Here is a 13,993-nt window from a genome sequence, read left to right as displayed (position 1 = left end):
TCTTCCTCGTAGTTGTAGTATGGTTATTGAATTTTTTTCTAATACAATTTTTTCATAAAAAAAACATCTGCACCATTTCGGTACAGATGTTTTTTACTTATGCCTTTTTCTTAAATAAGTTTGCAATACTTAATGCAAGCCCTCCCCAAATGACTACTATTCCAATAACCATCATCATAATTGCTGATCCACTCATTATGAAACACCTCGATCTTTCCATTCTTTTTCAAGCTTGGCAGAATCCGAATGTATTTGTGCATTCCATTTCTTTAGACTAATAATTAGCGCAACGATAAGGAAGGCTGCTGCTATCGACCAACCATACGTTACAACAAACTCAGTCGGATAATCTCCATAATTCTTTTTAATGTTTTGGATTGTACCATCAATTAGCATATACCCTAACATAAGCGGAGTAATAACGAGTAAACTTACTCTCCAAAACGTTCCTAATTTAATATCAGATACAAAGTTTGCATGATTTTGATAAACTGGTAAACGACGTAAAATGAGCCCTATCGTCACTACTTCCGCAAGTGCAATTGTAATTAATCCGAAATTATTAGCGAAATAGTCGACAACATCTAAGAACATAAGCCCACCACGTGTTGCAAATACAAGAGAAACTAACACGAGAAGGGTTCCCATAATTCCAATGGTTTTTTCCCGACTTAAACTGAATTTTTCAGATACAGCGGCAAAACATACTTCCGCGAGTGAAATAAGTGATGTGATTCCAGCAACCGTTAACGATAAGAAAAATAATACACCAAACAACGGTGACATCGGCAATTCATTAATAATTTGCGGAAATACTACGAACGCAAGCCCAACGCCAGCACTTGCTACTTTATCAACCGGTACTCCCATATTATTCGCCATAAATCCAAGAGCTGCAAAGACCCCAATACCTGCTAATAATTCAAATCCTGAGTTTGCAAATCCAGTAATAAAGGCATTATTTGTTGTATCCGAGTTTTTCGGTAAATAACTAGAATACGTAATCATAATTCCAAATGCTAAAGATAAACTAAAGAATATTTGACCATAAGCAGCAAGCCATACTTTCCCATCAAAAATACGACTCCAATCTGGTTTAAAGAATGCATCTAGTCCTTGCATAGCACCTTCCATCGTCACTGCACGAACGACGATAATAAGGAACATAACAACTAATAAAGGAATAAATATACGGTTAACAACTTCTATTCCTTTTTTAACTCCTTTAAATGCAACGCCAAGCACAATAATCCAAACGAGAGCTAATGGAATTAATACTTCCGGTACAAGTCCTCCAAATTGCCCTGGCTTATCTGCAACATGTAAGTACTCTTTAAATAAAAATGATTGCGTGTCTTTTCCCCATGCTCCAGTAATTGCAAAGTATGTATACGATATAGACCAAGCAATAATCACTGCATAATATGTTGAAACGATAAATGTTACGCACATTTGCCACCATCCAATAAATTCGGCACGCGGGCTAATACGGAAAAATGTAAGTGGTGCTGAACCACGATGACGATGACCAAGGGCAAACTCAAACGCTAACAATGAAATACCAGTCGTTAATAATGCAAATAAGTACGGTAAAAAGAATGCTCCTCCTCCATTTTCATACGCTGTATAAGGAAAACGCCATATGTTTCCTAATCCAACGGCAGATCCGACCGCTGCAAAAATAAATCCAGCTCTCGTTCCCCATTGTTGCCTCGTTTCCATGTTTCCTTCCCCCTTTATGACAAGTTCATACTTGGATTATATTTTAAATTGACTAAATTATCAATAAATTCTGTTAATTTTTGCGAAAATTAACATCTCTCTCCTATTAACGGCATAAAAAAATCGAATAGACAATTATTCGTCTATTCGATCTTTCATCTGTTTTAATATTTTCTTTTCAAGTCTTGAAACTTGTACTTGCGAAATGCCTATGCGCTCTGCTACTTCTGACTGTGTTTGATCTTTATAGTAACGCAAGTATACAATTAAGCGCTCTCGTTCATCTAGTTCTCTAATCGCTTCTTTTAAAGCAATTTTATCGAACCATTTCGCTTCAGATTGATCTGCAATTTGATCTAAAATAGTGATTGGATCTCCATCGTTTTCATATACAGTTTCATGTATAGACGAAGGGGCCCGGCTCGCTTCTTGTGCTAGAACAACTTCCTCTGGCGTTAGTTCTAGTGCCTCTGCCACTTCATTAATCGTTGGAGCCCTTCCGAATTCTTTCGAAAGCTCATCTCTCATCTTTCGAATTTTGTTTCCTGTTTCTTTTAAAGACCTACTAACTTTCACTGATCCATCATCACGTAAGAAACGTTGTATTTCACCAATAATCATTGGAACTGCATATGTTGAAAATTTCACGTCGAAAGATAAATCAAATTTATCTACCGATTTCAAGAGCCCAATACATCCAATTTGAAATAGGTCGTCTGGTTCGTATCCTCGATTAAGAAACCGCTGTACAACCGACCAAACGAGGCGCATATTACTTTGAACGATTGTATCTCTCGCTTGTTGATCTCCATCTTGACTTTTTTGAATTAACGCTTTTAGCTCGTGGTCCTTTAACTGAGGTTTCTTCTTCTCATTTTTGACCTCTATGTCCATAGGCTATTCTCCTTAATTGCATAGAGCGTTACTATTTGATAAGTATTTTGTCAAATGGATTGTTGTCCCGAAAGATTCGTTTGAAATAACTTCTACTTCATCCATAAAATTTTCCATGATAGTAAATCCCATTCCGGAACGCTCTAATTCAGGTTTAGTTGTAAAAAGGGGTTGTCTCGCTTCATCTAAGTTAAAGATTCCAATCCCTTCATCTCGAATCGTGAGTTTCACCATTGCTTCTTCCAAAATTACAGAAATATAAACAATACCTTCTGCATTTCCTTCGTATCCATGAATAATTGCATTTGTAACCGCTTCTGACACAACTGTTTTAATCTCCGTTAATTCTTCCATCGTTGGATCTAGTTGTGCAATGAAAGCCGCTACTGTAACGCGAGCGAACGATTCATTTTGACTTAATGCTGAAAATTGAAGGTTCATTTCATTTCTCATCTATGCCACCCCCAACGTCGCGAGCGCGTGCGCTTCACTTTCTTCTAAGCGAACGATTTTGAATAAGCCCGACATTTCAAATAAACGCTTAACAGGCGGTGAAATTGCACAAACAACCATTTCTCCACCTAATCCCTTTACGTGTTTATATCGGCCTAATATAACACCTAGACCAGAACTATCCATAAAAGATAAGTTCTCTAGGCTCAAAACAATATGATGAACACCATGTGTCTCAATCATATCTGTTACTTTCGTTCGCAACTCTTCAGCCGTATGATGATCTAATTCACCCTCTAGTCTCACACATAGGACGTCACGTTTTACTTCTAATTGCATGGAAAGACTCACACGATTTCCTCCTTATGCTCAAACTTTACTTATTCACATACATAAAGATTTTCGTGATACAAAATAAGAATCCTTCCTGCTGACAAAAGAAGAACTATTTCGTCATAAAGTGAAACCTTTCAGCATTATTCACTTACATACGAATAGAAAAGCGGCAAAATATTTGCCGCTATTTTGATGTTGAAAACATCCCAAAACTTCTTTTAAATAACTCCCACCAGCTCGCTGCAGCAACATCTTCTTTTGCTACAATTGTTTGTTTTAATAAAACATCTTTATCTTTTTTAATAACAAGTGTACCAAGCGCGTCACCTTTTTTAATCGGTGCTTTTACTTTCTTTTCAGCAATTACTTCTTGTTTTACCTTGTCCATATTCTCGCCCTTCTTCATAAGAAGAGAAACATTATCTGATGCAACTAAATCTACTTTTTCTTTTTTCCCTTTCCCTACTTGAACTGTCTTAATTTTTTCGCCGCGCGTATACAATTTCTTTGTCATATATTGACCAAATGCGTAGTCAAGAAGCTTCGTCACTTGGTTGTTCCGTTCTTTTGATGTTGGTGCTCCCATGACAACTGAAATGACACGCATGCCATTTTTTTCAGCCGATGCTGTTAAACAATATTTCGCTTCTGTCGTAAAACCTGTTTTTACTCCATCTACGCCAGGATAAAAACGTACTAGCTTATTCGTATTAACGAGCCAAAACTTTTTATCCGTATCTTCACGTAAATAATCTTCGTACTTACCTGTGTATTTACGAATAAGTGGATACTTCATCAATTCTCTCGCCATTATAGCCATATCATTTGCTGTCGAATAATGGTCTTTGGCCGGAAGACCTGTTGGGTTTTGAAAATGTGTATTTTTCAGCCCTAGATCTTTCGCCTTTTTGTTCATCATATTTACAAATCCTTCTTCTGAACCTGCGATATGCTCGGCTACTGCAACAGATGCGTCATTTCCAGATGCAATTGCAATACCCTTTAACATCTCGTTTACAGTCATCTCTTCCCCAGGTTCTAAAAAGATTTGCGATCCACCCATTGAAGCTGCATGTTCGCTCGCTCTAACTTTATCGGTCAGTTTTAGTTTTCCTTTTTCAACTTGTTCCATAATTAAAAGCATTGTCATAATCTTTGTCATACTAGCAGGTGGTAATTTTTCATTTGGGTTTTTATCAAATAAAACTTTACCTGTATCTTGCTCAATTACGATTGCTGACGACGCTTGTTCCGCTAACTTCGGTGTTGTTTCTTCTGTTTTCTCCTGCTTCGTTTTCTCAGATTGTGCGAAACTCACTGAAGTTCCAGAAAGCAATAACATGAAACAAACAAGTATTCCAAAAACTCGCTTCATGACTAACCCTCCATTCTATATCAGACCTATTTTTTCCAATTTACCTTTTTTTAATACCAAATTTTTCTAACATTTTCAGTTGACAAATACATTCGTCCCCTATATTGTATTAAGTGTATTACATACAGTAGTACACTTAATACATATGAGGAAGGAGACATTGCTCTTGCATATTCAACTTGACCCAAGAAGCAACACTCCGATATGGGAACAAATTGTTCAAAATATAAAAGAACTCGTATTGAAAAACATGTTGGCTCCAAGTGATAAACTTCCTTCTGTACGCGAACTCGCTTCTTTACTCGTTATAAATCCAAATACAGTGAGTAAAGCGTATCAAGAGTTAGAGCGACAAGGAATTATTGAAACGTTACGAGGAAAAGGAACATTTGTATCCCAATCGATTACCCCAACATTAGACGAAAGGAAAATCGCTATGGTTGAAAAGCAATTTCATCAATTACTATTAGAAGCCTCTTATCTTGGTATTACGAAAGATAAAATTCATGATTGGATAGATTCATACTATAAAGAGATTGGAGGGAATACGGATGTTGAAAGTGACAAACTTGAAGAAAACAATTGATAATCAAACAATTTTAGACGATGTTTCTTTCACATTGCAAAGAGGGAGTATCATCGGATTACTCGGAAGAAACGGTGCGGGGAAAACAACTTTATTGCGAACGATGGTCGGTATTTTAGACCCAGACGAGGGAACTGTTACATATGAAGATACAAACATTCATCAGTTTCCTGAAATAAAGCAAAGAATTGTATATGTTCCTGATTCTACTAATATACTGAACGGCTATACGATAAAAGAAATCGTAAAGTTTTATAAAGAAGTTTATACCGCATTTGATGAAACACATTTCTATGAACTGTTAGAACGTTTTAACTTACCAAATAAACGAATTCGTAGTTATTCAAAAGGAATGAAAGCACTGCTCGCCATCATTTTAGCCGTTTCTACAAAGGCAGAATATATCATTTTAGATGAACCGACAAATGGACTTGATCCTATCGTGAAAAGGAAAATTTTACAGTTTCTCGTTGGAGAAGTTGCAGAAAAAGAGATTACCATTTTCATCTCCACTCACCATTTAGATGAAGTAGAACAAATTGCAGATACAATTATTATATTAAAAGGCCATACTATCTCGTCTATTACATCACTAGACGATGCAAAATCACGATTTGCTAAAATACAAGTTGCTTATGAACGTTCACTACCTCAAAAACTAGAAAACTTAAGCAATATTAAAATATTAAATCAAACAGGAAAAGTATATACAATCTTAATTGAGGGAAATGTGGCAGCTACATTAGAAAAGTTTCATAAAGAACAGCCACTGCTCATTGAAGAATTAGCCATGTCGCTCGAAGATATTTTTATCACAACGTTTGAGGAGGATTCGCATGTTTCATAAAGCTTTATGGATAAGGCAATGGAAGCAAGGAAAATATATAATTCTATTATTTTGGTTAACTAGTTTATATCAACTACCTTATAAATATTATCAAGAAGCGCAAATGCAACTAAAACTATCAAAAATGAAGTTTGGTGACTATGCATATTACTACTCCTACTATTTTCAGACATCTGATGGTGCCGTCTTCTTTCAAGGAGCTACTCTAATTGCACTCGCTTGTCTTTTAATTGGATGGGAACGTAATAATCAATCAACTGATTTTCTATTCTCGATGCCTTTTAAACGAAAGGATATTTTTTTAACAAAATGGTGGCTTGGTGTTTTGAATATTATTACAGTACAAATTGTTTGCTGGATTAGCATGTACGGAATAAAGAACATGTCGTTTCACAATGAGTATCAAACCTTCGCTCCGTTCTATAGTTACTTTCTATATGCTACCGTTGTACTTATCGCTATTTATACATTCGCCTTATTTATCGGGACTCTTACTGGACATATATTTTCTCAAAGTATTTTAACTATCATTCTATTATTTTTACCATACGGTTTTGGATTGTTAATTTCCGGATTCATTTATTCACACACACAATGGTCTGTAGATGCAATGGGAGAAATAGAGCACCATACTCATGAGTACTTACAACATATAGGTATCATTTCACCATTAGAATATTTTTCTATTACTTATGATTACCACCCGATAGAAACATTTGATGACTATGGCAATAAACTTCCCAGTGTATCACAGGACAATCCTACGGAGCGTATTTCTGTACCTTCTCCTTGGACACTATTAACACCATTTGCTTACATCATTACCTTTTTATCAATAGCAACCTTTCTATACACACGTACACCGAACGAACAAAGTGGAAAAATACTATTGTTTCCTAACTTGCAAAAATGGTTCATAATTTGCACTGTTCTATGCTTCGGACTACTTGGTGGTAGAATATTAGGCGGACGAGATGCACTTCTGTCTTATTATGTTGGATTTTTCCTATTCGCTACCATAAGTTACTTCATTTTTACACGTCTATTAAAATTGAAGTTTGCTTTTGTAGGGAAATAAATATGCATTAAGGTGGTGGATACATGTTTCCAAAAGCATCATAGATGTGAAACTATAAACACGGAACAATGGCATTAATAGAAGCTGACAAAAGAAAGATGTTATGAATTATTTAACTCTTATATGAACTAAATAAAAAGGCATTGCACAAGAGCAATGCTTTTTATTATATATGTCCCTATCTAAATAAAGAGGTTATTTCACATTCTCTCTCCTATCTCCGTACACCATCTCTTCTTTCATCCCAAATCCATCACCATTTTGCACAATTTGCTCTGTCGGTGCAACTACACTTTCAGCAATTTTCCATTCCCCACGCTCTTTCACAAATACTTGTAGAAAATAGTTCATGCCATCTAGTTGATATGCATTTTCTTTTTTCACATTATAGTGAATCGCAATGTAGTATACTTGAATGTTTTCTTTTCCTGCTTTTGATACGTATTGCGATAATCTCGGTATATAGAGGGCCGCTTTCTGAAAAGGTAGTTGTTTCGCTTTAACAAGCGATGAACTTGTTACATTACGTAATGTGTCCTGATTACGAATATTATCGCTATGGTGGAATAATACTGCGTTTTGCATAGAACGAACCCATAATTTCGAATATAAGACTGTATTATCGTTTTCAATGTACTTCACTTCTTTTCGTACCACTTGGATAGGTGTATCTGCGTACGTGAATGTTTGAAAATAGAAAAAACCACCAAATAAAATGGTAAGTGCAGCAATATATTTCATAATCTTTCCTCCGATCTTTTAATTAAAGTATCGGAGTTTCAAAATATTTTTATTCAAAAGAAAAAGGATAGGAATGCTTTCGCTTCCTATCCTCATTTATTATAATACGCGGCCAAATAGTTCTAAGACCATTTCTATTTCTTGGTCGCTCCAACCTTTAAATCTCTCTTTATAATATTCTTTACGCACAGCTTCAAGTTTTTCAGTTACTTCTCTTCCGTGCTCTGTAATTTCTAAGTACACGATTCGACGATCTGAATTAGAACGTTTTCTTTCTACTAATCCTTTTCGTACGAGACGATCTGTAACAGCTGTAATATGACTGGAGGTTACGTTTACTTCACTCGCAATTTGCGAAGCCATCTGTGGACTCTTTAAAAATAACGCACGTAATACAGAAAATTCATTATATGGCATATGTTCTGCAAAACGTGTATTAATATCATTTTGTAATAAACGTATCATTTTTCGAAATGATGCAGATAAATCTAAAATCAGCGTTTCTCTTTTTTCGTTCAATAGCCTCGTCCCTTTTTTATCATATTTACACATATTATAATCTATAAATACCTATGTTGTACATGCTTTCTTTCCTCAACATTCTCATTTCTGTAACTTTTTTCATATAAATTTCTTTTTTGTTCACACATATACATATAAAAAGGATGGTGATGGAAAATGCAGGGTGGAATGAATCCTTATTTACACAACGTACGCACAACTAATACTGGTAAAGAAGCTACTATTACTGTACAAGGCGAAGGCGTTGTCAAAGCAAAACCGAATGTTGTCATATTAACGCTTGGCATTCGAACAGATGATAAAAATGTAAAACAGGCTCAAGAAGAAAATGCAGTGCAATCCAAACAATTGCTGGATGCACTTAAACAGCTTGGTATTGCCGATAAAGATATAGAAACGATTTCTTATACGATTACTCCTCAATACGAATATGTAAATGATAAAGCATTGCTACAAGGATACCGTGTGGAGCATTTGTATGAAATTACCGTTTTAAATGTACAAAAAGCTGGGGAAGTATATGATATAGCCGTTTCAAATGGCGCAAATGTAGCAAAAGGGTTACGTTTCCGAGTATCTCATCCAAATAAATATTATGAGCAAGCTCTCATTCAAGCTCTGCACCAAGCAGTAGAAAAAGCTCGTGCTATTGCGAGTACATATAATTTAAATATTAATCCTGTTCCCCTCTCATTCGTTGAAGAATCTGCCCAATTACCACGGGAGGTTACGTCTTATGCTACTTTACATGCGCAAGCGGCCCCACCCATTCAATCGGGTGAATTAGAAATCATTTCATCCATACGGGCTATTTTTACGTATTTATAACGAATTCTCTTTACAAGTAAACGTTATCATTTTACTTGTTGTAAAAACATGATGTTCTGATATAATAAAGAACGGTGAGCTCTTACAAAAGAGATATCACGGGTGGGAGAGGGATATGAAAAAGAAGGTTTAACATGAAAGGAATACTTGAAAGAACATTTAAATTAGGTTTACACGAAACATCACCAAAACAAGAAGTTTTAGCTGGAGTTACGTCATTTTTCACAATCGTATATATTATGATTGTAAATGCGTCAATCTTATCAGATGCTGGCATTCCTCTTGAAGCTGGAATTTTAGCAACTGTTTTTAGTTCATTTGTCGGATGTCTACTCATGGCATTTTGGGCAAATGCACCTGCTATTCTTGTCCCGGGTATGGGTGTAAATGCATTCTTCACGTACACAGCTGTGCATACGCTTGGACTAACTTGGCAAGAAGCATTGGCTGCTGTCTTTATCTCTGGTATTATTTTTGCAATTGCCGCTTTTACACCAATCGCTCGCGTGCTATCAGTATCAATTCCAAAGTCATTAAAGGAAGCGATTACTGTCGGCATCGGATTATTTTTAGCGTTTATCGGATTGCAAAAAGGTGGTTTAGTCGTTTCGAACCCAAATACTGCTGTGGCAATGGGGAAATTAAGTAATCCTGTCGTTCTTGCGACATTACTTACTCTTATCATTGCACTTGTATTATTTATTCGTAACGTACGTGGAAACTTTTTATGGACGATTGCAATAGGAACTGGTATCGCATGGCTATTTGGTCTTGTGGATACGAGTCAAGTGGGAAATAGTTCATTCTCATTCGCTAATTACGGTGATGTGTTTGGAGCTATGTCATTTGGGAAACTTTCTTCCTTACCATTTTGGATTGCAACATTCTCTTTAAGCATGGTGCTTATTTTTGAGAACATGGGACTTCTGCACGGTTTATTAGAAGATGATCGTAAATTCCCACGTGCTTACCAAGCCAATGCAATTTCAGCAATGACATGTGGTCTATTTGGCACAAGTCCTACCGTTTCAACAGTAGAAAGTGCCGCAGGTATTACTGCAGGTGGTAAGACAGGTCTGACGTCTATCGTTACTGGATTGCTATTCTTTGCATCACTGTTTGCTCTTCCATTTGTCAAATTAATTCCTGATAGTGCCATTGCACCAATCTTAATTATTATTGGCGGTCTGATGATTACAAGCATTCAACAAATTCCTCTGAATGACTTTTCAGAAGGATTTCCAGCATTCTTAATTATCGTTATGATCCCGCTCACATATAGTATCGCTGATGGCATTGCGTTCGGATTTATTGCTTACCCTATCTTAAAAGTTGCTCTTGGAAAGCGTAAAGAAGTCGCACCATCTATGTATATCATTACATGCTTATTCTTAGCTATGTTTGTATTACATGCTATTGGTTAAAAAAACACCGAGGAAATCCTCGGTGTTTTTTTACTTAAACCATCCTTTTTTATAAAACCAGGCCATCATTCCGCCGCCAATTAGTGCCATAATAAGTAGACAAATAAAATAACTATATTGTCCACCAAGCTCTGGCATATGCGTAAAGTTCATTCCATATACTCCCGCAATAAATGTTAATGGCATGAAAATAGTCGAGAATACAGTTAATGTTTTCATAATGTTATTCATATGATGTGAGTTTAATGAAAAATAACTATCCCGAATATCTGCTGTTAACTCTCGGCTTGCCTCAATCATTTCTGTTAGTTTAAGCAAATGATCATGTATATCTTTAAAGTAAATTTCATGATCGCTTATACCGTAAAAACGAGTCGAATTTAAAATACGATATAATAAATCACGCATCGGAATGATTGTACGCCTTAGCTTTGATAAATCTGTACGTATATCAAATACCTCTTCTAATACACTTCCTGCTGTCTCCCCCGTTAAATTATCATCAATTGCATTTAAATGATCCTCAATGTAATATACAGGCGCAAAATAGTCATCTACAATTTGGTCGATAATTGTATGAGCTACGTGTAAAGGACTATTTTTAATACGCTTCTTTTCTCCAAGTGTTTTCCATACTCTTTCGATTGCATTGTTATGAGAAAAGTGGAAAGAAACAATATAACGATCACTAATAAATAAATCGATTTCGTGCGGTTCTAGTCCATCTTCCCCAAATGCATGAAGTACTAAAAAGTTATATCCATCATAAAAATCAACTTTTGGCCTCTGTACATATTCTATACAGTCTTCAATTGCAAGGGGATGGAACTTAAAATGGTCTTGCAGAATATATGTATACTCTTCTTTCGTTGGCTTATATAAATCTAGCCAATACCATACAATATGGTCTTTCTTTGTTTCTTCTAGAGAAACATCATATAATACTTCATCTGTTTTTGTTACTGCACAAATTCTAATCATAATTTCACCCATTATTATTATAAACAAAAAATAGTAAAAAAAGCCAAGGAGAAATCTCCTCAGCTTTTTTATTACTTCGTTACGATACCGTGTACTAAAGTTGGTGCATCTACATGTTCTTTAGAAATCTTCATGTTCTCATAAATTTTCGCTTTTACATCTTCAACATTTTCGCGGTTTGCGTAAATTGTAACAAGGGATTCACCTTGCTTCACGCTATCGCCTACTTTTTTGCGCAGCATTAGACCAACTGCTAAATCAATTTCAGACTCTTTCGTTGCACGTCCTGCTCCTAAAAGCATTGCTGCTGTTCCGATTTCGTCTGCAACGATTTCTGATACATATCCGTCTTCTTTCGCTTCCACTTCAATTTTAAATTGTGCTTGTGGCAATTTAGAAGGATCATCAACAACAGATGCGTCGCCGCCTTGCGCTGATAAGAACGTTTTAAATGATTCTAGCGCTTTTCCGTTGTTCATTACTTCAATTAGCTTTTCACGTGCATCTTCTAAAGATGAAGCTTGTCCGGCAAGGTACACCATTTGACTTCCAAGTGTTAAACATAGCTCTTCTAAATCTTTCGGCCCTTTACCTTGTAATGTATCAATTGCTTCTTGTACTTCTAGTGCATTACCAATAGCTTCACCAAGTGGTTGACTCATATCCGAAATAACTGCCATCGTGTTACGACCAACGTTATTACCGATACGTACCATTGCTTCTGCTAAACGTTTTGCATCTTCATCCGTTTTCATAAATGCACCTGCTCCAGTTTTTACATCAAGAACAATTGCATCTGCACCAGCAGCAATTTTTTTACTCATAATCGAACTTGCAATAAGCGGAATTGAGTTTACTGTTGCTGTTACATCACGAAGTGCATATAACTTTTTATCAGCAGGCGTTAAGTTACCACTTTGGCCGATAACTGCGATTTTGTTTTCATTTACAAGACGCATGAATTCATCGTTTTCAATTTCCACATGGAATCCTGGGACTGCTTCTAATTTATCAATTGTACCACCAGTATGTCCTAAACCGCGTCCAGACATTTTCGCTACTGGTACATCTAAAGCAGCTACTAATGGACCTAATACAAGTGTCGTTGTATCACCAACACCACCTGTTGAATGCTTATCTACTTTTACACCTTCAATAGCTGATAAGTCGATTGTATCACCGCTATTTACCATTGCCATCGTTAAATCAGCACGCTCTTGATCGTTCATATCTTGGAAGAAAATTGCCATTGCAAGTGAACTTACTTGATAATCAGGAATATCACCATTTGTATATCCTTCAACAATAAAATTAATTTCTTCTGTCGTTAATGCATGTCCGTCACGTTTTTTTGCAATTAGGTCCACCATTCTCATTGTGAGGTCACCCCTTCATTTGTTTTACGATTGCTTTTACTAATGCTAAGAAGTTCGCTTTAACACGTTCTGTCGTTTCAATTACTTCATCGTGGTGAAGTGGCTGATCTAAAATACCAGCTGCCATATTTGAAATACAAGAAATACCTAATACTTTCATACCAGCATGACGCGCTACAATTACTTCAGGTACTGTTGACATACCAACTGCATCTCCGCCAAGTGTACGAAGCATACGAATTTCAGCAGGTGTTTCATATACAGGACCTGTCATTCCTACGTATACACCTTCTTGTACTTTAATATTTAAGTCTGCTGCAACTTGTTTCGCCATTTCGCGAAGTTCTACCGTATATGACGTAGACATATCAGGGAAACGTACGCCCATTTCAGAATCATTTGGTCCGATTAATGGATTCGTACCCATGAAGTTAATGTGGTCTGAAATTAACATAAGATCGCCTGGCTCAAATGATGTATTTACACCACCAGCTGCGTTTGTTACAACAACTGTTTCTACACCTAGTTCTTTCATAACACGAACTGGGAATGTTACTTTTTGCATGTCGTATCCTTCATAGAAGTGGAAACGTCCTTGCATTGCTACTACTGTTACACCTTGAAGTGTACCGAATACTAGTTGACCTGCATGGCCTTCTACAGTTGATACTGGGAACTCAGGGATTTCACTGTAAGGTACTGTTACTGCGTTCTCAATTTCGTCTGCTAATACACCTAGTCCTGATCCAAGGATTAGTCCTACTTGTGGTGTCTCTTGAAATTTCTCTTTTAAGTATGAAGCTGATTTTGTAATAAGTTCACGATTCATT

General features: G+C 36.2%; 16 protein-coding genes. 5 read left to right on the top strand and 11 right to left on the bottom strand.

The window, feature by feature from the left end; genetic code table 11:
• Positions 1 to 97: 97 nt before the first annotated feature.
• From ACK1U5_RS19255 to dacF, 6 genes are all read right to left on the bottom strand, one after another.
• Positions 98 to 196 carry a methionine/alanine import family NSS transporter small subunit gene (locus ACK1U5_RS19255; RefSeq protein ID WP_000016826.1) on the bottom strand — a complete coding sequence of 33 codons (99 nt, stop codon included), beginning with the start codon at positions 194 to 196 and terminating at the stop codon, positions 98 to 100.
• Positions 196 to 1,722 carry a sodium-dependent transporter gene (locus tag ACK1U5_RS19250; protein WP_000450089.1) on the bottom strand — a complete coding sequence of 509 codons (1,527 nt, stop codon included), beginning with the start codon at positions 1,720 to 1,722 and terminating at the stop codon, positions 196 to 198. The genes ACK1U5_RS19255 and ACK1U5_RS19250 overlap by 1 nt, the downstream gene beginning before the upstream one ends.
• 135 nt (positions 1,723 to 1,857) lie before the next feature.
• Positions 1,858 to 2,616: an RNA polymerase sporulation sigma factor SigF gene (sigF, locus tag ACK1U5_RS19245; protein ID WP_000350728.1), complete on the bottom strand. Its 759-nt coding sequence runs from the start codon at positions 2,614 to 2,616 to the stop codon at positions 1,858 to 1,860.
• A gap of 12 nt (positions 2,617 to 2,628) precedes the next feature.
• Positions 2,629 to 3,069: an anti-sigma F factor gene (spoIIAB, locus tag ACK1U5_RS19240; RefSeq protein WP_001243398.1), complete on the bottom strand. Its 441-nt coding sequence runs from the start codon at positions 3,067 to 3,069 to the stop codon at positions 2,629 to 2,631.
• The gene (gene spoIIAA / locus ACK1U5_RS19235; protein WP_000059135.1) at positions 3,070 to 3,420 is read right to left on the bottom strand and encodes an anti-sigma F factor antagonist; all 351 of its coding nucleotides are present in this window, start codon (positions 3,418 to 3,420) and stop codon (positions 3,070 to 3,072) included.
• 169 nt (positions 3,421 to 3,589) lie between these two features.
• Positions 3,590 to 4,780: a serine-type D-Ala-D-Ala carboxypeptidase DacF gene (dacF, locus tag ACK1U5_RS19230; protein ID WP_000831998.1), complete on the bottom strand. Its 1,191-nt coding sequence runs from the start codon at positions 4,778 to 4,780 to the stop codon at positions 3,590 to 3,592.
• Positions 4,781 to 4,946: 166 nt separating this feature from the next.
• Between dacF and ACK1U5_RS19225 the strand changes: the two genes are divergently transcribed.
• Genes ACK1U5_RS19225 through ACK1U5_RS19215 form a run of 3 tightly spaced genes read left to right on the top strand, consistent with a single transcriptional unit; the run spans position 4,947 to position 7,291 of the window.
• Positions 4,947 to 5,366, top strand: a complete 420-nt coding sequence (locus tag ACK1U5_RS19225) for a GntR family transcriptional regulator (RefSeq protein WP_000548027.1) — start codon at positions 4,947 to 4,949, stop codon at positions 5,364 to 5,366.
• Positions 5,332 to 6,213, top strand: coding sequence for an ABC transporter ATP-binding protein (locus ACK1U5_RS19220; RefSeq protein WP_044584825.1), 882 nt, complete (start codon positions 5,332 to 5,334; stop codon positions 6,211 to 6,213). The genes ACK1U5_RS19225 and ACK1U5_RS19220 overlap by 35 nt, the downstream gene beginning before the upstream one ends.
• Complete coding sequence (locus tag ACK1U5_RS19215; RefSeq protein ID WP_044584826.1) at positions 6,203 to 7,291, top strand: ABC-2 transporter permease; 1,089 nt, start codon at positions 6,203 to 6,205, stop codon at positions 7,289 to 7,291. The genes ACK1U5_RS19220 and ACK1U5_RS19215 overlap by 11 nt, the downstream gene beginning before the upstream one ends.
• Before the next feature lie 195 nt (positions 7,292 to 7,486).
• Here ACK1U5_RS19215 and ACK1U5_RS19210 read toward each other — a convergent pair whose 3' ends face one another.
• Both ACK1U5_RS19210 and ACK1U5_RS19205 read right to left on the bottom strand, forming a co-directional pair.
• Positions 7,487 to 8,032, bottom strand: a complete 546-nt coding sequence (locus ACK1U5_RS19210; protein WP_000873778.1) for a hypothetical protein — start codon at positions 8,030 to 8,032, stop codon at positions 7,487 to 7,489.
• Between the two features lie 99 nt (positions 8,033 to 8,131).
• A complete protein-coding gene (locus ACK1U5_RS19205; RefSeq protein WP_001003305.1) occupies positions 8,132 to 8,551 on the bottom strand; it encodes a MarR family winged helix-turn-helix transcriptional regulator in 420 nt (139 codons plus the stop codon).
• A gap of 159 nt (positions 8,552 to 8,710) precedes the next feature.
• Between ACK1U5_RS19205 and ACK1U5_RS19200 the strand changes: the two genes are divergently transcribed.
• Positions 8,711 to 9,382: an SIMPL domain-containing protein gene (locus ACK1U5_RS19200; protein WP_001161465.1), complete on the top strand. Its 672-nt coding sequence runs from the start codon at positions 8,711 to 8,713 to the stop codon at positions 9,380 to 9,382.
• A gap of 134 nt (positions 9,383 to 9,516) precedes the next feature.
• Positions 9,517 to 10,806, top strand: a complete 1,290-nt coding sequence (locus ACK1U5_RS19195) for an NCS2 family permease (protein ID WP_000676240.1) — start codon at positions 9,517 to 9,519, stop codon at positions 10,804 to 10,806.
• A 30-nt stretch (positions 10,807 to 10,836) separates the two neighbouring features.
• Here ACK1U5_RS19195 and corA read toward each other — a convergent pair whose 3' ends face one another.
• Genes corA through ACK1U5_RS19180 form a run of 3 tightly spaced genes read right to left on the bottom strand, consistent with a single transcriptional unit; the run spans position 10,837 to position 13,992 of the window.
• Positions 10,837 to 11,799, bottom strand: coding sequence for a magnesium/cobalt transporter CorA (gene corA, locus ACK1U5_RS19190; RefSeq protein ID WP_002005674.1), 963 nt, complete (start codon positions 11,797 to 11,799; stop codon positions 10,837 to 10,839).
• A 59-nt stretch (positions 11,800 to 11,858) separates the two neighbouring features.
• Positions 11,859 to 13,163, bottom strand: coding sequence for a pyrimidine-nucleoside phosphorylase (locus ACK1U5_RS19185; protein ID WP_001243069.1), 1,305 nt, complete (start codon positions 13,161 to 13,163; stop codon positions 11,859 to 11,861).
• A 7-nt stretch (positions 13,164 to 13,170) separates the two neighbouring features.
• Positions 13,171 to 13,992 (bottom strand): purine-nucleoside phosphorylase, encoded by an 822-nt coding sequence (locus ACK1U5_RS19180; RefSeq protein WP_001078446.1) that lies wholly within the window; start codon positions 13,990 to 13,992, stop codon positions 13,171 to 13,173.
• Position 13,993: the final 1 nt, after the last annotated feature.

It is taken from the genome of Bacillus sp. XB1, assembly GCF_053557995.1.
Note: the sequence above shows the minus strand (reverse complement) of the source record. Positions and strands in the feature narration are given on the sequence as shown.

Coding starts and splice junctions, on each gene's coding strand:
- ACK1U5_RS19255 (WP_000016826.1), bottom strand. CDS start 196: ATGAGTGGATCAGCAATTATGATGATGGTTATTGGAATAGTAGTCATT.
- ACK1U5_RS19250 (WP_000450089.1), bottom strand. CDS start 1,722: ATGGAAACGAGGCAACAATGGGGAACGAGAGCTGGATTTATTTTTGCA.
- sigF (WP_000350728.1), bottom strand. CDS start 2,616: ATGGACATAGAGGTCAAAAATGAGAAGAAGAAACCTCAGTTAAAGGAC.
- spoIIAB (WP_001243398.1), bottom strand. CDS start 3,069: ATGAGAAATGAAATGAACCTTCAATTTTCAGCATTAAGTCAAAATGAA.
- dacF (WP_000831998.1), bottom strand. CDS start 4,780: ATGAAGCGAGTTTTTGGAATACTTGTTTGTTTCATGTTATTGCTTTCT.
- ACK1U5_RS19220 (WP_044584825.1), top strand. CDS start 5,332: ATGTTGAAAGTGACAAACTTGAAGAAAACAATTGATAATCAAACAATT.
- ACK1U5_RS19215 (WP_044584826.1), top strand. CDS start 6,203: ATGTTTCATAAAGCTTTATGGATAAGGCAATGGAAGCAAGGAAAATAT.
- ACK1U5_RS19210 (WP_000873778.1), bottom strand. CDS start 8,032: ATGAAATATATTGCTGCACTTACCATTTTATTTGGTGGTTTTTTCTAT.
- ACK1U5_RS19200 (WP_001161465.1), top strand. CDS start 8,711: ATGCAGGGTGGAATGAATCCTTATTTACACAACGTACGCACAACTAAT.
- ACK1U5_RS19195 (WP_000676240.1), top strand. CDS start 9,517: ATGAAAGGAATACTTGAAAGAACATTTAAATTAGGTTTACACGAAACA.
- corA (WP_002005674.1), bottom strand. CDS start 11,799: ATGGGTGAAATTATGATTAGAATTTGTGCAGTAACAAAAACAGATGAA.
- ACK1U5_RS19185 (WP_001243069.1), bottom strand. CDS start 13,163: ATGAGAATGGTGGACCTAATTGCAAAAAAACGTGACGGACATGCATTA.
- ACK1U5_RS19180 (WP_001078446.1), bottom strand. CDS start 13,992: ATGAATCGTGAACTTATTACAAAATCAGCTTCATACTTAAAAGAGAAA.